Here is a 16,196-nt window from a genome sequence, read left to right as displayed (position 1 = left end):
GGGGATGCCCCGGGGTCCGCACAACCGACCCTGACGTGAAGTCCGGCGGGTGGGAACCCACCCGCCGGGCTAAGCAATAGAAGTCCAGGAGGACATTCCAGTGGCGAAGGCGAAGTTCGAGCGGACGAAGCCGCACGTCAACATCGGCACCATCGGTCACATCGACCACGGTAAGACGACGCTGACGGCTGCCATCTCCAAGGTCCTGCACGACAAGTACCCGGACCTGAACCCCTTCACGCCGTTCGACCAGATCGACAAGGCGCCGGAGGAGAAGCAGCGCGGCATCACGATCTCGATCGCGCACATCGAGTACCAGACCGACAAGCGCCACTACGCGCACGTCGACTGCCCCGGTCACGCCGACTACATCAAGAACATGATCACCGGTGCGGCGCAGATGGACGGCGCCATCCTGGTGGTCGCGGCGACCGACGGCCCGATGCCGCAGACCAAGGAGCACGTCCTCCTGGCCCGCCAGGTCGGTGTGCCCTACATCGTGGTGGCCCTGAACAAGGCCGACATGGTGGACGACGAGGAGATCCTGGAGCTCGTCGAGCTCGAGGTCCGCGAGCTGCTCTCCGAGTACGAGTTCCCCGGTGACGACCTGCCGGTTGTCCGCGTCTCCGCGCTGAAGGCGCTGGAGGGCGACGCCGAGTGGGGCGAGAAGCTCATCGGCCTGATGGACGCCGTGGACGAGAACATCCCGGAGCCCGAGCGCGAGGTCGACCGGCCGTTCCTGATGCCGGTCGAGGACGTGTTCACCATCACCGGTCGTGGCACCGTGGTGACCGGCCGCATCGAGCGCGGCATCATCAAGGTCAACGAAGAGGTCGAGATCGTCGGCATCAAGGAGACCTCGAAGAAGACGACGGTCACCTCGATCGAGATGTTCAAGAAGTTCCTCGACGAGGGTCGCGCGGGCGACAACGCCGCCCTGCTGCTGCGCGGCATCAAGCGCGAGGAGGTGGAGCGCGGCATGGTGATCGTGAAGCCGGGCACCACGACCCCGCACACCGAGTTCGAGGCGCAGGTCTACATCCTGTCGAAGGACGAGGGTGGCCGCCACACGCCGTTCTTCAACAACTACCGCCCGCAGTTCTACTTCCGCACCACCGACGTGACCGGCGTCGTGACCCTCCCCGAGGGCACCGAGATGGTCATGCCGGGCGACACCACGTCCATGTCCGTGAAGCTGATCCAGCCGATCGCCATGGACGAGGGTCTGCGGTTCGCCATCCGCGAGGGTGGCCGCACCGTCGGCGCGGGTTCGGTCACCAAGATCATCAAGTGACCTGGCTCTAAATCTCACCCCCCGATTTGGTCTGCGCACCCCGGTGTGCGACCATTGACGGGTTGCTCGTCGGGGCGGCCGGTTCGAGTTCTGGACTCGGCCGCCCCGCCACGAGCGGGGTTTGATCGAGTAAGACAATCCCACAGGTTTCATCAGTGGGACCGGTCTATGTGTTGGGGCGCGACACGCCCGACCGCGTGGACCGGGCACCGTGACACCGCTCGGTGTCAATCCTGAATAGGGGGCGGAGCGCGCCGGAGGTCCCGTGACCTCGTGCAAGGTGCCCGCACCGCAGCGGTACTAGAAGCAGAGGAACGGCAAGCCATCATGGCGGGACAGAAGATCCGCATCCGGCTCAAGGCCTACGACCACGAGGCGATCGACGCGTCCGCGCGCAAGATCGTCGAGACCGTGACGCGCACCGGCGCTCGGGTCGTCGGGCCTGTGCCGCTGCCCACTGAGAAGAACGTTTACTGCGTCATCCGCTCGCCGCACAAGTACAAGGACTCGCGCGAGCACTTCGAGATGCGCACGCACAAGCGTCTGATCGACATCCTCGACCCGACGCCGAAGACGGTGGACGCGCTCATGCGCATCGACCTGCCGGCGAGCGTCGACGTCAACATCCAGTAAGCGTTGGACGCGGCAGTGTTGATCCCATTTGGGGCGGAGAGTAACGAGACCCATGTCTGACAGGCAGGTTAAGGGCCTCCTGGGCACCAAGCTCGGCATGACTCAGGTCTTCGACGAGAACAACCGGATCGTTCCGGTGACCGTCGTCAAGGCCGAGCCGAACGTGGTCACCCAGGTTCGGACCCAGGAGAACGACGGCTACTCGGCCGTGCAGCTGGCCTTCGGCGCGATCGACCCGCGCAAGGTCAACAAGCCCGTCGCGGGCCACTACGCCAAGGCGGGCGTCACGCCCCGCCGCCACCTGGCGGAGCTGCGCACCACGGACGCGTCCGAGTACACGGTCGGCCAGGAAATCACCGCCGAGGTCTTCGAGGCCGGCGTGGTGGTCGACGTGGTCGGCACCAGCAAGGGCAAGGGCACCGCGGGTGTCATGAAGCGCCACGGCTTCAAGGGCCTCGGCGCCAGCCACGGCACCCAGCGCAAGCACCGCTCGCCGGGTTCCATCGGCGGCTGCGCCACGCCCGGCCGCGTGTTCAAGGGCCTGCGGATGGCGGGTCGGATGGGCAACGTGCGGGTGACCACCCAGAACCTGAAGGTGCACCGCGTGGACGCCGAGTCCGGCCTGCTGCTCATCAAGGGCGCCGTGCCCGGTCCCAAGGGCGGCACCGTGTTCATCAAGACCGCTGCGAAGGGTGGTGCCTGATCATGACTTCCGTTGAGATCCGCACCCCGGCGGGCAAGGCCGACGGTTCCGTCGAGCTGCCCTCCGCGATCTTCGACGCGCAGGCGAACGTGGCCCTGCTGCACCAGGTCGTCGTGGCCCAGCTGGCCGCGGCCCGCCAGGGCACGCACGCCACCAAGACCCGCGGCGACGTCCGCGGCGGTGGCAAGAAGCCGTACCGGCAGAAGGGCACCGGCCGCGCCCGCCAGGGCTCGACCCGCGCGCCGCAGTTCGCCGGCGGTGGCACGGTCCACGGCCCGCAGCCGCGTGACTACAGCCAGCGCACCCCCAAGAAGATGAAGGCCGCCGCCCTGCGCGGTGCCCTCTCCGACCGGGCGCGTGCCGGCCAGGTGCACGTGGTGACGGGCTTCGTCGAGGGCGACACGCCGTCGACCAAGTCGGCCCGCAAGGTGCTGGAGTCGGTGACCGAGGCCCGCCGCGTGCTGGCCGTGCTGCTGCGCACCGACGAGGTTTCGTGGGTCAGCCTGCGCAACCTGCCGCACGTGCACATCATCGCGCCGGACCAGCTCAACACCTACGACGTGCTGGTCAACGACGACGTGGTGTTCACCAAGGACGCGCTCGACGTGTTCCTGGCGAGCAAGGCCCAGCACGGGCAGGGTTCCGCCGAGGCCACCGCGACGTCGTCCGACGCCGACGAGGAGGCCGCGAAGTGATCCCCGACCACCGGGACATCCTGCTCGCGCCGGTCATCTCCGAGAAGTCCTACGGGCTGCTCGAGGAGAACAAGTACACCTTCGTGGTGGCTCCCGGCTCGAACAAGACCCAGATCAAGATTGCCGTGGAGAAGGTCTTCGGCGTCAAGGTCGTCAGCGTCAACACGATCAACCGCCAGGGCAAGCGCAAGCGGACCCGCACGGGATACGGCAAGCGCAAGGACACCAAGCGCGCCATCGTGACGCTGTCCGCCGAGAGCAAGCCGATCGAGATCTTCGGCGGCCCGGCCGCCTGATGACGACGAGGACTGCGTAGAGATGGGCATTCGCAAGTACAAGCCGACGACCCCCGGTCGTCGCGGTGCGAGCGTCTCCGACTTCGCCGAGATCACTCGGACGACGCCGGAGAAGTCGCTGGTCCGCCCGCTGCACGGCCGCGGTGGCCGCAACGCGTCGGGCAAGATCACCACGCGGCACAAGGGTGGCGGTCACAAGCGGGCCTACCGCTTGATCGACTTCCGCCGCACCGACAAGGACGGCGTGCCGGCCAAGGTCGCTCACATCGAGTACGACCCCAACCGCACCGCGCGCATCGCGCTGCTGCACTACCTCGACGGCGAGAAGCGCTACATCATCGCCCCGTCGAAGCTGCAGCAGGGCGACATGGTGGAGAACGGCCCGAAGGCTGACATCAAGCCGGGCAACAACCTGCCGCTGCGCAACATCCCGGTCGGCACCGTGATCCACGCGATCGAGCTCCGCCCCGGCGGCGGCGCGAAGATCGCCAGGTCCGCGGGCGCCAGCGTGCAGCTCGTCGCCAAGGACGGCCCCTACGCCCAGCTGCGGATGCCCTCGGGCGAGATCCGCAACGTGGACGTCCGGTGCCGCGCCACGGTCGGCGAGGTCGGCAACGCCGAGCACCAGAACATCAACTGGGGCAAGGCGGGCCGCATGCGGTGGAAGGGCAAGAAGCCCACCGTCCGCGGTGTCGCGATGAACCCGGTCGACCACCCGCACGGTGGTGGTGAGGGCAAGACCTCCGGTGGTCGCCACCCGGTGAACCCCGCGGGTAAGCCCGAGGGTCGCACCCGCCGCCGCAACAAGCCAAGCGACAAGCTCATCGTCCGGCGTCGTCGCACCGGTAAGAAGCGCTGAGCAGGGAGGGAGTGAAGGATGCCTCGCAGCCTTAAGAAGGGCCCCTTCGTGGACGACCACCTGCTCAAGAAGGTGGACGTCCTCAACGAGTCGGGCAAGAAGACCGTGATCAAGACCTGGTCCCGCCGGTCGACGATCATCCCCGACATGTTGGGCCACACGATCGCGGTGCACGACGGCCGCAAGCACGTGCCGGTGTTCGTGACGGAGGCGATGGTCGGGCACAAGCTCGGCGAGTTCGCCCCGACCCGCACGTTCAAGGGCCACATCAAGGACGACCGGAAGTCGCGCCGTCGCTAGGCGACGAACTAGAGGAAGAGCAAGGGGAAGCAGCGATGAACGCCCGTAACGAAGCCGAAGCGCCGGAGTTCCCGCGCGCCGTGGCTCGGGCTCGCTACGTCCGTGACACGCCCATGAAGGTGCGTCGCGTCGTCGAGCTCATCAGGGGTCGTAGCGCCAGCGAGGCCCTGGCCGTGCTCCAGTTCGCGCCGCAGGCGGCATCTGAGCCGGTCCGCAAGGTGCTGCAGAGCGCCGTGGCCAACGCCGAGAACAACCTGTCCCTGGACCCCGACACCCTGTGGGTGTCGAAGGTCTACGTGGACGAGGGTCCGACCCTCAAGCGGTTCCGCCCGCGCGCCCAGGGCCGCGCCTACCGGATCCGCAAGCGGACGAGCCACATCACCGTCGAGGTGGAGAGCCGTCCGAAGAAGACCAGCGCGAAGGCCGGCGCTGACAGGAAGGGGGCTCGGTAGTGGGCCAGAAAATCAACCCGCACGGCTTCCGACTTGGTATCACCACGGACTGGAAGTCCCGCTGGTACGCCGACAAGCAGTACGCGGAGTACGTGGCCGAGGATGTCAAGATCCGCAAGCTGCTCTCCAAGGGCATGGAGCGGGCCGGCATCTCCAAGGTGGAGATCGAGCGCACCCGTGACCGGGTCCGCGTCGACATCCACACCGCCCGGCCGGGCATCGTCATCGGCCGCCGCGGCGCCGAGGCCGACCGCATCCGCGGTGAGCTGGAGAAGCTCACCAAGAAGCAGGTGCAGCTCAACATCCTCGAGGTGAAGAGCCCGGAGTCGGACGCCCAGCTCGTCGCGCAGGGCGTGGCCGAGCAGCTGTCCAACCGCGTGGCGTTCCGCCGCGCGATGCGCAAGGCCATCCAGTCGGCCATGCGCTCGCCCCAGGTGAAGGGCATCCGCGTGCAGTGCGGCGGTCGTCTCGGCGGTGCCGAGATGTCCCGCTCCGAGCACTACCGCGATGGCCGCGTGCCGCTGCACACGCTGCGTGCCGACATCGACTACGGCTTCTTCGAGGCCCGCACCACGTTCGGCCGGATCGGCGTGAAGGTGTGGATCTACAAGGGCGACATCGTCGGTGGCATCAGCGCCAAGCGCGAGCGTGACGCCGCTCCGGCGGCCGACCGCGCGCCGCGTCGTGACCGCGACCGCGCCGACCGCCCGAACCGGGCGCGTCGTTCCGGTGCCAGCGGCACCACCGCGACCAGCACCGAGGCCGGTCGGGCCGCCGCGGGCGACCAGGCCGCCGCGCCGACCGCGACCGAAGAGAAGACGGAGGGCTGAGTCGTGCTCATCCCGCGCAGGGTTAAGCACCGCAAGCAGCACCACCCCGGACGGTCCGGTGCTGCCAAGGGCGGCACGAGGGTCACCTTCGGCGAGTACGGCATCCAGGCTCTGGAGCCCGCCTACGTGACCAACCGGCAGATCGAGTCGGCTCGTATCGCCATCACCCGGCACATCCGCCGTGGTGGCAAGGTCTGGATCAACATCTTCCCGGACCGCCCGCTGACCAAGAAGCCCGCCGAGACCCGCATGGGTTCCGGTAAGGGTTCGCCGGAGTGGTGGGTGGCCAACATCAAGCCGGGTCGGGTGCTCTTCGAGATGAGCTTCCCGAATGAGACTGTGGCCCGCGAGGCGCTGCGCCGCGCGATCCACAAGCTCCCGATGAAGTGCCGCATCGTTACGCGTGAGGGTGGTGAGTTCTGATGGCAGCGGGTACCACCGCTTCCGAGCTGCGTGAGCTCACCGAGGAAGAGCTCGTGCTGCGCTTGAGGGAGGCGAAGGAGGAGCTGTTCAACCTCCGCTTCCAGATGGCCACCGGGCAGCTCGACAACAACCGCCGCCTGCGCACGGTCCGGCACGAGATCGCCCGGATCTACACCGTGATGCGGGAACGGGAGCTGGGCCTCTCGGCCTCTCCCGACGCGGTTTCCACTGGTGAGGGTGCGGCATGAGCGAGAACAACGAAGTGACTACCGAGGGGCGCAACGACCGCAAGGTCCGCGAGGGCTACGTCGTGTCCGACAAGATGGACAAGACGATCGTGGTGGCGGTCGAGGACCGCAAGAAGCACCGCCGGTACTCGAAGGTCATGCGCTCCACCACCAAGGTGAAGGCGCACGACGAGCAGAACAGCGCCGGCATCGGCGACCGCGTGCTGCTCATGGAGACGCGGCCGCTGTCGGCCACCAAGCGCTGGCGCCTCGTCGAGGTCCTCGAGAAGGCCAAGTAGCCAGTCGTACGACCGAGCCCGTCAGGTCGGAAATCTGGCGGGCCAGGAATGGTCAAGGAGCAGGTAAGTGATCCAGCAGGAGTCGCGGCTGCGCGTCGCCGACAACACCGGTGCGAAGGAAATCCTCTGCATCCGTGTTCTCGGTGGCTCGGGCCGCCGCTACGCGGGCATCGGGGACATCATCGTCGCGACGGTGAAGCAGGCCATCCCGGGTGCCGGCGTCAAGAAGGGCGACGTCGTCAAGGCGGTCATCGTCCGCACCGTCAAGGAGAAGCGCCGTCCCGACGGCTCTTACATCCGGTTCGACGAGAACGCCGCGGTGCTCATCAAGAACGACAACGAGCCGCGGGGCACCCGCATCTTCGGCCCGGTCGGTCGGGAGCTGCGCGACAAGAAGTTCATGAAGATCATCTCGTTGGCGCCGGAGGTGCTCTGACCATGAAGGTGAAGAAGGGCGACACGGTCGTCGTAATCGCCGGCAAGGACAAGGGTGCTCGCGGCAAGGTCATCCAGGCCTACCCCGCTGAGAACCGCGTCCTGGTCGAGGGCGTCAACCGCATGAAGAAGCACACCCGGATCACGCAGACCGAGCGCGGCGCGCAGTCGGGCGGCATCGTGACCCAGGAGGCCCCCATCCACGTGTCCAACGTGATGGTGGTCGACTCGGACGGCAAGCCGACCCGTGTGGGCTACCGGACGAACGACGAGGGTAAGCGGGTCCGCATTTCCCGTCGTAACGGGAAGGACATCTGATGACCACCGTTGAGAAGACCATCCCGCGGCTCAAGGCCCGCTACCGCGAGGAGATCGTCGCCTCGCTGCGCGAGCAGTTCGAGTACGCCAACGTCATGCAGATCCCGGGCGTGGTGAAGGTCGTCGTCAACATGGGTGTCGGCGACGCCGCCCGTGACGGCAAGCTGATCGAGGGTGCCGTCAAGGACCTCTCGATCATCACCGGCCAGCGGCCCGAGGTCCGCCGGGCCCGCAAGTCCATCGCGCAGTTCAAGCTGCGCGAGGGCATGCCGATCGGCGCGCGCGTCACGCTGCGCGGCGACCGGATGTGGGAGTTCCTGGACCGCCTGCTGACGATCGCGCTGCCGCGTATCCGCGACTTCCGCGGCCTCTCGGGCAAGCAGTTCGACGGCAACGGCAACTACACGTTCGGCCTCAACGAGCAGTCGATGTTCCACGAGATCGACCCGGACGCGATCGACCGTCCCCGCGGTATGGACATCACCGTCGTGACGACCGCGACCAACGACGAAGAGGGCCGGGCGCTGCTGAAGCTCCTGGGCTTCCCGTTCAAGGAGAACTGATCATGGCCAAGAAGGCGCTGATCAACAAGGCCGCGGCCAAGCCGAAGTTCAAGGTGCGGGGTTACACCCGCTGCCAGCGTTGCGGTCGCCCGCACTCGGTGTTCCGCAAGTTCGGCCTGTGCCGGATCTGCCTCCGCGAGATGGCGCACCGGGGCGAGCTGCCCGGTGTGAACAAGTCCAGCTGGTAAGTCCGGCTCGGCGGCAGGTTTTTTTGACTCATCACTTCGCTGTAGGCCCGTCCACGACCAGCCGGCCGCAAGGCCGGCTCGGACCCTGGCTGGGGAACCGCAGCGAGAAAGGTTGACCAGGTCACCATGACGATGACCGACCCGATCGCAGACATGTTGACGCGTCTGCGGAACGCGAACTCGGCTTACCACGACAAGGTCGTGATGCCGCACTCGAAGTTGAAGGCCAACATCGCCGAGATCCTCAAGCGCGAGGGTTACATCGCGAGCTACCGCGATGAGCAGGGCGACGTGGCCAAGAACCTGGTGATCGAGCTGAAGTACGGCCCGAACCGGGAGCGCAGCATCGCCGGCCTCCGCCGCGTGTCGAAGCCCGGTCTGCGCGTGTACGCGAAGTCGACCAACCTGCCGAAGGTGCTGGGCGGTCTGGGCGTCGCGATCATTTCGACCTCTGGCGGTCTGATGACCGACCGCCAGGCCAACAAGTCGGGCGTGGGCGGAGAAGTCCTCGCCTACGTCTGGTGAGGAAGGGGGACTAGGCAATGTCGCGCATCGGAAAACTGCCGATCACCGTCCCCTCCGGGGTCGACGTGAACATCGACGGCCAGGCTGTGAGCGTCAAGGGCCCGAAGGGCACCCTGTCGCTCAACATCGCTGAGCCGATCATCATCGAGAAGGCCGAAGACGGCACCCTCGAGGTGAAGCGCCCGAACGACGAGCGTCGCAGCCGGTCGCTGCACGGCCTGTCGCGCACCCTGGTGCAGAACATGGTCGTGGGCGTGACCCAGGGCTACGAGAAGAAGATGGAAATCCACGGCGTCGGTTACCGCGTGGCGCTGAAGGGCTCCGACCTGGAGTTCGCGCTGGGCTACAGCCACCCGGTGAAGGTCGAGGCCCCCGCGGGCATCACCTTCGCGGTGGAGACCCCGACCCGCTTCTCCGTGTCCGGCATCGACAAGCAGCTCGTGGGCGAGGTCGCCGCCAACATCCGCAAGCTCCGCAAGCCCGACCCGTACAAGGGCAAGGGCGTGCGGTACGCGGGCGAGAAGATCCGCCGCAAGGTCGGAAAGACGGGTAAGTGACATGAGCGAGACTGCAACCAAGCGGAAGACGGTCGGCAAGGACATCTCGACCACCCGCCGCATCGCCAAGACCCGCCGTCACTTCCGCCTGCGCAAGAAGGTCAGCGGCACCGCGGAGCGCCCGCGCCTGGTCGTGCACCGGTCGTCGAAGCACATCACCGTGCAGATCATCGACGACCTCGCCGGCCACACCCTGGCGGCGGCTTCCTCGGTGGAGGCGGACGTCCGGTCGCTCGACGGCGACAAGAAGGCCCGTGCGGCGAAGGTCGGCCAGCTGGCCGCCGCCCGCGCCAAGGACGCCGGGATCACCAAGGTGGTCTTCGACCGCGGCGGCAACGCCTACCACGGTCGGATCGCCGCTCTGGCCGATGCCGCTCGCGAGGCGGGGCTGGAGTTCTGACATGTACATGAACCGAATTGAGAGGGACGCCTGATGCCAGGACGCACGCGTCGCGAAGGCGGCGGGGGCGAGCGCGGAGAGCGCCGCGACCGCCGTGACGGTGGCCGCGGCGGAGCGGCCCAGGAGAAGACCCCGCACCTGGAGCGCGTGGTTGCGATCAACCGCGTCTCCAAGGTCGTGAAGGGTGGTCGTCGCTTCAGCTTCACCGCGCTGGTCGTGGTCGGCGACGGTGACGGCATGGTCGGTGTCGGCTACGGCAAGGCCAAGGAAGTTCCGGCGGCGATCGCCAAGGGTGTCGAGGAGGCGAAGAAGAACTTCTTCCGCGTCCCTCGCATCGCGGGCACGATCCCCCACCCGGTGCAGGGCGAGAAGGCGGCCGGTGTCGTGCTGCTGCGCCCGGCCTCGGCCGGTACCGGTGTCATCGCCGGTGGTGCGGTCCGCGCGGTGCTGGAGTGCGCCGGCGTCCACGACGTGCTGAGCAAGTCGCTGGGCTCCGACAACGCCATCAACATCGTGCACGCCACGGTGGCGGCCCTGAGGGGCCTGCAGCGTCCCGAGGAGGTGGCCGCCCGTCGCGGTCTGCCGCTGGAGGACGTGGCACCCGCAGGCATGCTCCGCGCCCGCGCAGGGGCGGTGTGACCATGGCACAGCTCAAGGTGACCCAGGTCAAGAGCAGCATCGGTACCAAGCACAACCACCGCGAGTCCCTCCGGACCCTGGGGTTGCGCAAGATCCGCCAGTCGGTGGTCCGTGAGGACACGCCGCAGGTGCGCGGCCTGATCCACGCCGTGCGCCACCTGGTGGTCGTCGAGGAGGTCCAGTCGTGACCATCAAGATCCATGACCTGCGTCCGGCCCCCGGCGCCAAGACCGCGAAGACCCGTGTCGGTCGCGGTGAGGGCTCCAAGGGCAAGACGGCCGGTCGCGGTACGAAGGGCACCGGGGCGCGGAAGAACGTTTCGCCGCGCTTCGAGGGTGGCCAGATGCCGCTGCACATGCGCCTGCCGAAGCTGAAGGGCTTCCGCAACCCGTTCCGCACCGAGTACCAGGTGGTGAACGTGGGCGACCTCGCCCGTGCGTTCCCCGAGGGTGGTCGGGTGGACGTGGACGCTCTCATCCACGCGGGCCTGGTGCGCAAGAACGAGCTCGTGAAGGTCCTCGGCGACGGTGACCTGGACGGCGTCAAGCTCGACGTCGTGGCGAACAAGTTCTCCGGCAGCGCGGTCGAGAAGATCGCCGCCGCCGGTGGCACCACCACGGTGCTCTGACGCACGGAGCACAGCACAGCACGGTCGAACGGCCCCGGAGCCTCCCGCTCCGGGGCCGTTCGCGTGTGCCGGTGCCGGTGCCGGGATGGCCGCCTCTTTTTGACGGTTGCCGGCGTCCGCGAAGGGTGTTTCGCGGGCTGGGCACCGCTGATGAGACGTGCGTTCGCGCAGGGCGTAAAACCGGTTGGCGGCCGGGTTAGCGTGCGGGCATGTGGCTCGCGGTCTTCTTCGGCGCCTCGGTGCTCGTCGCGCTGACCCCTGGTGCGAACAACCTCCTGGGCATGCACCGCGGGGTCCACCACGGCCCGTTGCGGGCCTCTACGGCGCTCCTGGGCCGCCTTGCGGCCTTCTCCCTGATGGTCGACCCGGCCCGCGGCCCGATCCCGCTGCAGCTGGCGACCCTCGGCGCGGTCTACCTGGCGGCGGAGGCGCTGGCGGGCACGGCGTACGTGGCGCTGGGCGCGGGCATCCGCAAAGCGGGGCTGACCAGGCGGGCCAAGGCGAGGCTGGACAAGGGCACCGCGGCGGTCCTGTTCGGCATGGCGGGCGTGCTCGCGACCAGCCGCACTTGATCCATTCGGGGGCTTGCGCGCGGCGGTAGTCGATCGGGTACGAAGTGTGAGGGAAGACTGGCTACGGCGATCGGCCAAACGACTGTTAAAGTCGCGGGCTGAAGCCCGGATGCCCTCCGGGTCGGTCGCGGCTATCCGTCGCTTCCGCCACCGTCGGCGATGGGTCGACGGCATGTCCGCAAGACTGTGTCGGCAACACAGCCGGCACCGCAGGATGCCGACCCCAGTGGGGCGGCAACGCTGATGGAGGTTCGCGTGCTCGGCGCATTCCGCTCGGCTCTCGCGACGCCGGACCTACGCAAGAAGATCCTGTTCACGCTCGGGATCGTCGTGGTGTACCGGTTGGGCGCGACCATGCCCGCGCCGGGCGTCTCCTTCAAGAACGTCAAACAGTGTGTCGAGTCGGTCGACCAGCAGGGGATCTACTCCCTGATCAACCTGTTCAGCGGTGGCGCGCTGCTGAACTTGTCGATCTTCGCGCTCGGCATCATGCCGTACATCACGGCGAGCATCATCATCCAGCTGCTCACCGTGGTGATTCCGCGGTTCGAGCAGCTGAAGAAGGAAGGGCAGGCGGGTCAGGGCAAGCTGACCCAGTACACCCGCTACCTGACCATCGCGCTGGCGGTCCTGCAGTCCACGGGCATCATCGCCCTGGCCGTGCGCGGGCAGCTGTTCGCCAACTGCGAAGTGCCGGTCATCCCCGACGAGAGCATCTTCAACCTGGTCGTCCTCGTGATCGTGATGACCGCGGGCACCAGCGTGATCATGTGGCTCGGTGAGATCATCACCGAGAAGGGGATCGGCAACGGCATGTCGCTGCTGATCTTCACCGGCATCGCGGCCCGCATCCCGATCGAGGGCCAGCTCATCTGGCAGCGCGGTGGCATCACGTTCTTCCTGGTCTGCGTCGCGGCCCTGCTGATCATCGCCAGCGTCATCTACGTGGAGCAGGCCCAGCGCCGCATCCCGGTCCAGTACGCGAAGCGGATGATCGGTCGCCGGATGTACGGCGGCACGTCGACCTACCTGCCGCTGAAGGTGAACCAGGCCGGTGTCATCCCGGTCATCTTCGCCTCGTCGCTGCTGTACCTGCCCGACCTGATCTCGCGCCTGACCGCCTCCACCGACGGCTCGGCGCCGAACTGGTGGGAGAGCTTCGTCGCGACGCACCTGGTGAGCCAGTCCAGCCCGGTGCACATCTCGCTCTACTTCCTGCTGATCGTCTTCTTCACGTACTTCTACGTCGGCATCACGTTCAACCCGGACGAGCGCGCGGACGAGATGAAGAAGTTCGGTGGGTTCATCCCGGGTATCCGACCGGGTCGACCCACCGCCGAGTACCTCCGCTTCGTGTTGGGGCGGATCACGCTGCCCGGCTCGATCTACCTGGGCATCGTCGCCATCCTGCCGAACCTGTTCCTCGACCTGACCGGTCAGGGCCAGAACCAGAACTTCCCGTTCGGCGGCACGGCGGTGCTGATCATGGTCGGTGTCGGCCTCGACACCGTGAAGCAGATCGAGAGCCAGCTCATGCAGCGCAACTACGAAGGGTTCCTCCGCTAGTGCGACTCGTTCTCGTCGGCCCGCCCGGTGCGGGCAAGGGCACCCAGGCCAAAACGCTCAGCCGTGAACTTGGCGTGCCGCACATCTCCACCGGGGACCTGTTCCGCGCCCACATCAGCGAGCAGACCGATCTGGGCAAGGAGGTCCAGGAGTACCTGGACTCGGGTGAGTTGGTGCCGGACGAGGTGACCAACGAGATGGTGCGCGTCCGGCTCTCGCAGCCGGACGCCGCCAACGGCTTCCTGCTCGACGGCTTCCCGCGCAACACCGCGCAGGCTGGCGTGCTCGGGGAGATGCTGGCGGCGGAGGGGCACAAGCTGGACGCGGTGCTGGAGTTCCAGATCCCCGAGGACGTCGTGGTCGAGCGGCTGCTCGCCCGGGGTCGCACGGATGACAAGGAAGACGTCATCCGGCACCGCCAGCAGGTGTACCGGTCGGAGACCGCGCCGCTGCTCGACCACTACGCCGACATCGTCGTGAGCATCGACGCGGTCGGTGAGGTCGACGAGATCAGCGAGCGCGCCCTCCGCGCGCTGCGCGACCTGAAGTGAGCGGTGGACTCGTCGATGTGCTGCGTCGGGTCGGTCGCGTCGTCCCCGGTCGGGATCGCATGATCGAGATCAAGAGCCGCGGCCAGCTCGAAGCCATGAGGGCTGCCGGGCTGGTCGTGGCGCGCACGTTGGCGCTGCTGGCCTCGCACACCAAGGCGGGCGTGTCGACGGGCGAGCTGGACGAGCTGGCGGAGCAAAGCATCCGCGACGCGGGCGCCATCCCGTCGTTCAAGGGCTACCACGGCTTCCCGGCGTCGATCTGCGCGTCGGTGAACGAGCAGGTCGTGCACGGGATCCCGAGCCGGACGCAGGTGCTGGCCGCGGGTGACCTGATCTCGATCGACTGCGGTGCGATCCTCGACGGGTGGCACGGCGACTCGGCCATCACGCTGCCGGTCGGTTCGGTGACGGACGCCGAGCTGAAGCTGTCCGAGGCCACGCGCGTGTCGATGGTCGCCGGCATCGAGGCGGCCGTGCCCGGTGGGCGGCTCAGCGACATCTCGTTCGCGATCGAGTCGGCGACCGTTCGGATGGGTGACGAGCACGGGGTCGAGTACGGGATCGTGGAGGGGTACGGCGGCCACGGCATCGGCACGAAGATGCACATGGACCCGTTCCTGCCCAACCACGGCAAGCCCGGCAAGGGGCCTCGGTTGAAGGCCGGGATGGCGATCGCCATCGAGCCGATGCTGACCCTGGGTACGGAGCGCACGGTCGAGTTGGACGACGGCTGGACCGTGATCACCGCCGACGGTTCGCGCGCGGCGCACTGGGAGCACTCGGTGGCGATCACCGACGACGGCCCGTGGGTGCTGACCGCACTCGATGACGACTGACGACTGACAGCTGACATTTTCCGAATACTGACTCCTGCGCCGGTGATCCCCTCCACGGGTTCACCGGCGTTGGTGTTCGGCGTGGCCGGGGTCCAGTGGCACGTGCCGGGGGTCGCCGACGAGCGCGGGGGTCGAACGCTGGTTCCCGACGCAACGAAAACCCGACTGGAACCGGGGGCTAGCCCCATGTCGTGACGTCCACCGCCCAGCCAGGATGACCGGGTGACCCAGCCTGTGCGGCCTGAGGACATCCGGGCCTCCGACGCCGAACGCGAACTGGTCCAGCAGTGGCTGCACCGCGCCCACGCCGACGGCAGCCTCGACCTCGCCGAGTTCGACGCCCGCGTGGCGCGGACCTGGCAAGCGAAGACCCGGGGCGACCTGGCCGCCCTCACCGCAGACCTGCCGACGCCTTCCACGCCGCCCGCCGCGGTGGTCCTGCCGACACCCGAACAGGTGAAGACGAGCGGTGGACCGTCGGCGATGAGGGTCCTCACCACCATCTGGCTGAGCATCAGCGCGCTCAACTTCGCGCTGTGGCTGCTCGTCAGCCTCCTCGGTGACGAGGGCCTCGTGCACCCGTGGTTCCTCTGGGTCACCGTCCCGCCGGGTGCCGTCCTCGGCGTGGTCTGGTGGGCCACCCGGCCACGGCCGTAACGCCGTTACCATCCGCCGTCCTCCGGTCCTCCTGGTCGCCCACAAGGCCCGATTTGGGCGTTCGAGCCGACCCGCGTACTATGGACGGGTGGCGCATACGTCGCGCCGGTTCCGTCATGCCCGGGGTTCTCTTCCCGGAGGTGGCAGGGTTCGCAAGGGCCTGGAGGAGTCGGGGTGCCGCGTGCCCGCACTCCGGAAGTAACACCCACCGTCACGAAACGCGGAGGACATGGGCAAGAAGGACGGGGCCATTGAGGTCGAGGGCCGCGTAGTCGAGCCGCTCCCCAACGCGATGTTCCGCGTCGAGTTGGAGAACGGTCACAAGGTCCTGGCACACATCAGCGGCAAGATGCGTCAGCACTACATCCGCATCCTCCCTGAGGACCGGGTTGTCGTGGAGCTCTCGCCCTACGACCTGTCCCGCGGGCGCATCGTCTACCGCTACAAGTGACCTCCGGCGTGCCCCAGCACGGGCACGTCGGCTGACGCAGGAGAAGCTCAGGCGTGAAGGTCCAGCCGAGCGTCAAGAAGATCTGCGACAAGTGCAAGGTGATCCGCCGTCACGGCCGGGTCATGGTGATCTGCGAGAACCTGCGCCACAAGCAGCGCCAGGGCTGAGCGGAGCACGACCAGCACGAGTCGAGTCTTCACCGGACGCGACACCGAGTAAGCCTCTTCGCACCTGCCGCACACCGAGCACCACGTGCGGCACACCCCCGGACTCCAGGCCGGGGCCGGGACACCGGTCGC

The 16,196-nt window shown here is 67.7% G+C and carries 29 protein-coding genes; all 29 read left to right on the top strand.

The genetic code is table 11. From position 1 onward, the window contains the following. The first annotated feature begins 100 nt into the window (after positions 1 to 100). Positions 101 to 1,294 (top strand): elongation factor Tu, encoded by a 1,194-nt coding sequence (tuf, locus tag A6A25_RS01775; RefSeq protein WP_073885921.1) that lies wholly within the window; start codon positions 101 to 103, stop codon positions 1,292 to 1,294. 327 nt (positions 1,295 to 1,621) lie between these two features. Then, complete coding sequence (rpsJ, locus tag A6A25_RS01770; RefSeq protein ID WP_003938093.1) at positions 1,622 to 1,927, top strand: 30S ribosomal protein S10; 306 nt, start codon at positions 1,622 to 1,624, stop codon at positions 1,925 to 1,927. 52 nt (positions 1,928 to 1,979) lie between these two features. After that, positions 1,980 to 2,630 (top strand): 50S ribosomal protein L3, encoded by a 651-nt coding sequence (gene rplC, locus A6A25_RS01765; RefSeq protein ID WP_073885920.1) that lies wholly within the window; start codon positions 1,980 to 1,982, stop codon positions 2,628 to 2,630. Positions 2,631 to 2,632: 2 nt separating this feature from the next. Continuing rightward, a complete protein-coding gene (rplD, locus tag A6A25_RS01760) occupies positions 2,633 to 3,325 on the top strand; it encodes a 50S ribosomal protein L4 (RefSeq protein ID WP_073885919.1) in 693 nt (230 codons plus the stop codon). Then, positions 3,322 to 3,621: a 50S ribosomal protein L23 gene (gene rplW, locus A6A25_RS01755; RefSeq protein WP_073885918.1), complete on the top strand. Its 300-nt coding sequence runs from the start codon at positions 3,322 to 3,324 to the stop codon at positions 3,619 to 3,621. The genes rplD and rplW overlap by 4 nt, the downstream gene beginning before the upstream one ends. A 22-nt stretch (positions 3,622 to 3,643) precedes the next feature. Next, positions 3,644 to 4,480, top strand: a complete 837-nt coding sequence (gene rplB / locus A6A25_RS01750; RefSeq protein ID WP_073885917.1) for a 50S ribosomal protein L2 — start codon at positions 3,644 to 3,646, stop codon at positions 4,478 to 4,480. Between the two features lie 18 nt (positions 4,481 to 4,498). Further along, complete coding sequence (gene rpsS, locus A6A25_RS01745) at positions 4,499 to 4,780, top strand: 30S ribosomal protein S19 (protein ID WP_015105260.1); 282 nt, start codon at positions 4,499 to 4,501, stop codon at positions 4,778 to 4,780. 35 nt (positions 4,781 to 4,815) lie between these two features. Continuing rightward, a complete protein-coding gene (rplV, locus tag A6A25_RS01740; RefSeq protein WP_053715232.1) occupies positions 4,816 to 5,232 on the top strand; it encodes a 50S ribosomal protein L22 in 417 nt (138 codons plus the stop codon). After that, positions 5,232 to 6,062 carry a 30S ribosomal protein S3 gene (gene rpsC, locus A6A25_RS01735; protein WP_073885916.1) on the top strand — a complete coding sequence of 277 codons (831 nt, stop codon included), beginning with the start codon at positions 5,232 to 5,234 and terminating at the stop codon, positions 6,060 to 6,062. The genes rplV and rpsC overlap by 1 nt, the downstream gene beginning before the upstream one ends. 3 nt (positions 6,063 to 6,065) lie before the next feature. Continuing rightward, entirely contained in the window at positions 6,066 to 6,485 is a 420-nt protein-coding gene (gene rplP, locus A6A25_RS01730) for a 50S ribosomal protein L16 (RefSeq protein ID WP_073885915.1), read from the top strand. Next, a complete protein-coding gene (rpmC, locus tag A6A25_RS01725) occupies positions 6,485 to 6,733 on the top strand; it encodes a 50S ribosomal protein L29 (protein ID WP_033428581.1) in 249 nt (82 codons plus the stop codon). The genes rplP and rpmC overlap by 1 nt, the downstream gene beginning before the upstream one ends. Continuing rightward, positions 6,730 to 7,011, top strand: coding sequence for a 30S ribosomal protein S17 (gene rpsQ, locus A6A25_RS01720; RefSeq protein ID WP_073885914.1), 282 nt, complete (start codon positions 6,730 to 6,732; stop codon positions 7,009 to 7,011). The genes rpmC and rpsQ overlap by 4 nt, the downstream gene beginning before the upstream one ends. Before the next feature lie 67 nt (positions 7,012 to 7,078). Further along, on the top strand, positions 7,079 to 7,447 hold the full coding sequence (gene rplN / locus A6A25_RS01715; protein ID WP_033436721.1) for a 50S ribosomal protein L14: 369 nt from the start codon (positions 7,079 to 7,081) through the stop codon (positions 7,445 to 7,447). A gap of 2 nt (positions 7,448 to 7,449) precedes the next feature. Continuing rightward, the gene (gene rplX / locus A6A25_RS01710) at positions 7,450 to 7,764 is read left to right on the top strand and encodes a 50S ribosomal protein L24 (RefSeq protein WP_073885913.1); all 315 of its coding nucleotides are present in this window, start codon (positions 7,450 to 7,452) and stop codon (positions 7,762 to 7,764) included. Beyond that, positions 7,764 to 8,327, top strand: coding sequence for a 50S ribosomal protein L5 (rplE, locus tag A6A25_RS01705; RefSeq protein WP_073885912.1), 564 nt, complete (start codon positions 7,764 to 7,766; stop codon positions 8,325 to 8,327). The genes rplX and rplE overlap by 1 nt, the downstream gene beginning before the upstream one ends. Positions 8,328 to 8,329: 2 nt before the next feature. Next, the gene (locus tag A6A25_RS01700) at positions 8,330 to 8,515 is read left to right on the top strand and encodes a type Z 30S ribosomal protein S14 (protein WP_033436724.1); all 186 of its coding nucleotides are present in this window, start codon (positions 8,330 to 8,332) and stop codon (positions 8,513 to 8,515) included. Positions 8,516 to 8,641: 126 nt separating this feature from the next. Beyond that, positions 8,642 to 9,040, top strand: a complete 399-nt coding sequence (gene rpsH, locus A6A25_RS01695) for a 30S ribosomal protein S8 (protein ID WP_033428586.1) — start codon at positions 8,642 to 8,644, stop codon at positions 9,038 to 9,040. Between the two features lie 17 nt (positions 9,041 to 9,057). After that, a complete protein-coding gene (rplF, locus tag A6A25_RS01690) occupies positions 9,058 to 9,597 on the top strand; it encodes a 50S ribosomal protein L6 (RefSeq protein ID WP_073885911.1) in 540 nt (179 codons plus the stop codon). Position 9,598: 1 nt separating this feature from the next. Next, positions 9,599 to 9,997 carry a 50S ribosomal protein L18 gene (gene rplR / locus A6A25_RS01685; protein ID WP_073885910.1) on the top strand — a complete coding sequence of 133 codons (399 nt, stop codon included), beginning with the start codon at positions 9,599 to 9,601 and terminating at the stop codon, positions 9,995 to 9,997. Positions 9,998 to 10,030: 33 nt separating this feature from the next. Beyond that, on the top strand, positions 10,031 to 10,636 hold the full coding sequence (gene rpsE / locus A6A25_RS01680; protein ID WP_073885909.1) for a 30S ribosomal protein S5: 606 nt from the start codon (positions 10,031 to 10,033) through the stop codon (positions 10,634 to 10,636). A 2-nt stretch (positions 10,637 to 10,638) separates the two neighbouring features. After that, the gene (rpmD, locus tag A6A25_RS01675; protein ID WP_033428588.1) at positions 10,639 to 10,824 is read left to right on the top strand and encodes a 50S ribosomal protein L30; all 186 of its coding nucleotides are present in this window, start codon (positions 10,639 to 10,641) and stop codon (positions 10,822 to 10,824) included. Next, a complete protein-coding gene (gene rplO / locus A6A25_RS01670; RefSeq protein WP_073885908.1) occupies positions 10,821 to 11,264 on the top strand; it encodes a 50S ribosomal protein L15 in 444 nt (147 codons plus the stop codon). The genes rpmD and rplO overlap by 4 nt, the downstream gene beginning before the upstream one ends. Before the next feature lie 209 nt (positions 11,265 to 11,473). After that, entirely contained in the window at positions 11,474 to 11,836 is a 363-nt protein-coding gene (locus A6A25_RS01665) for a hypothetical protein (RefSeq protein ID WP_073885907.1), read from the top strand. A gap of 255 nt (positions 11,837 to 12,091) precedes the next feature. Beyond that, complete coding sequence (secY, locus tag A6A25_RS01660) at positions 12,092 to 13,402, top strand: preprotein translocase subunit SecY (RefSeq protein ID WP_073886359.1); 1,311 nt, start codon at positions 12,092 to 12,094, stop codon at positions 13,400 to 13,402. Further along, complete coding sequence (locus A6A25_RS01655; protein ID WP_073885906.1) at positions 13,402 to 13,953, top strand: adenylate kinase; 552 nt, start codon at positions 13,402 to 13,404, stop codon at positions 13,951 to 13,953. Before secY ends, A6A25_RS01655 begins: the two co-directional genes overlap by 1 nt. Positions 13,954 to 14,012: 59 nt before the next feature. Next, entirely contained in the window at positions 14,013 to 14,789 is a 777-nt protein-coding gene (map, locus tag A6A25_RS01650) for a type I methionyl aminopeptidase (RefSeq protein ID WP_073886358.1), read from the top strand. A 222-nt stretch (positions 14,790 to 15,011) separates the two neighbouring features. Further along, complete coding sequence (locus A6A25_RS01645) at positions 15,012 to 15,446, top strand: DUF1707 SHOCT-like domain-containing protein (RefSeq protein WP_083667809.1); 435 nt, start codon at positions 15,012 to 15,014, stop codon at positions 15,444 to 15,446. A gap of 229 nt (positions 15,447 to 15,675) precedes the next feature. Further along, complete coding sequence (gene infA / locus A6A25_RS01640; protein ID WP_005166804.1) at positions 15,676 to 15,897, top strand: translation initiation factor IF-1; 222 nt, start codon at positions 15,676 to 15,678, stop codon at positions 15,895 to 15,897. Between the two features lie 53 nt (positions 15,898 to 15,950). Continuing rightward, entirely contained in the window at positions 15,951 to 16,064 is a 114-nt protein-coding gene (gene rpmJ, locus A6A25_RS01635) for a 50S ribosomal protein L36 (protein ID WP_010148647.1), read from the top strand. Positions 16,065 to 16,196: the final 132 nt, after the last annotated feature.

The sequence above is a fragment of the Saccharothrix sp. CB00851 genome (assembly GCF_001905065.1).
Taxonomy (GTDB): Bacteria; Actinomycetota; Actinomycetes; order Mycobacteriales; family Pseudonocardiaceae; genus Actinosynnema.
The sequence above is the reverse complement of the archived record's forward strand: the minus strand, read 5'-3'. Positions and strand labels throughout refer to the sequence as shown.

Excerpts from the sequence above, each read along its gene's own strand:
- infA (WP_005166804.1), top strand. The coding sequence starts at position 15,676 with ATGGGCAAGAAGGACGGGGCCATTGAGGTCGAGGGCCGCGTAGTCGAG.
- rpsS (WP_015105260.1), top strand. The coding sequence starts at position 4,499 with ATGCCTCGCAGCCTTAAGAAGGGCCCCTTCGTGGACGACCACCTGCTC.
- rplF (WP_073885911.1), top strand. The coding sequence starts at position 9,058 with ATGTCGCGCATCGGAAAACTGCCGATCACCGTCCCCTCCGGGGTCGAC.
- A6A25_RS01700 (WP_033436724.1), top strand. The coding sequence starts at position 8,330 with ATGGCCAAGAAGGCGCTGATCAACAAGGCCGCGGCCAAGCCGAAGTTC.
- rpsE (WP_073885909.1), top strand. The coding sequence starts at position 10,031 with ATGCCAGGACGCACGCGTCGCGAAGGCGGCGGGGGCGAGCGCGGAGAG.
- rpmD (WP_033428588.1), top strand. The coding sequence starts at position 10,639 with ATGGCACAGCTCAAGGTGACCCAGGTCAAGAGCAGCATCGGTACCAAG.
- rpsQ (WP_073885914.1), top strand. The coding sequence starts at position 6,730 with ATGAGCGAGAACAACGAAGTGACTACCGAGGGGCGCAACGACCGCAAG.
- rpmC (WP_033428581.1), top strand. The coding sequence starts at position 6,485 with ATGGCAGCGGGTACCACCGCTTCCGAGCTGCGTGAGCTCACCGAGGAA.
- rplX (WP_073885913.1), top strand. The coding sequence starts at position 7,450 with ATGAAGGTGAAGAAGGGCGACACGGTCGTCGTAATCGCCGGCAAGGAC.
- map (WP_073886358.1), top strand. The coding sequence starts at position 14,013 with ATGATCGAGATCAAGAGCCGCGGCCAGCTCGAAGCCATGAGGGCTGCC.
- rplV (WP_053715232.1), top strand. The coding sequence starts at position 4,816 with ATGAACGCCCGTAACGAAGCCGAAGCGCCGGAGTTCCCGCGCGCCGTG.
- rpsJ (WP_003938093.1), top strand. The coding sequence starts at position 1,622 with ATGGCGGGACAGAAGATCCGCATCCGGCTCAAGGCCTACGACCACGAG.
- A6A25_RS01665 (WP_073885907.1), top strand. The coding sequence starts at position 11,474 with ATGTGGCTCGCGGTCTTCTTCGGCGCCTCGGTGCTCGTCGCGCTGACC.
- rplB (WP_073885917.1), top strand. The coding sequence starts at position 3,644 with ATGGGCATTCGCAAGTACAAGCCGACGACCCCCGGTCGTCGCGGTGCG.
- rplC (WP_073885920.1), top strand. The coding sequence starts at position 1,980 with ATGTCTGACAGGCAGGTTAAGGGCCTCCTGGGCACCAAGCTCGGCATG.
- rpsH (WP_033428586.1), top strand. The coding sequence starts at position 8,642 with ATGACGATGACCGACCCGATCGCAGACATGTTGACGCGTCTGCGGAAC.
- rplE (WP_073885912.1), top strand. The coding sequence starts at position 7,764 with ATGACCACCGTTGAGAAGACCATCCCGCGGCTCAAGGCCCGCTACCGC.
- rplD (WP_073885919.1), top strand. The coding sequence starts at position 2,633 with ATGACTTCCGTTGAGATCCGCACCCCGGCGGGCAAGGCCGACGGTTCC.
- rplR (WP_073885910.1), top strand. The coding sequence starts at position 9,599 with ATGAGCGAGACTGCAACCAAGCGGAAGACGGTCGGCAAGGACATCTCG.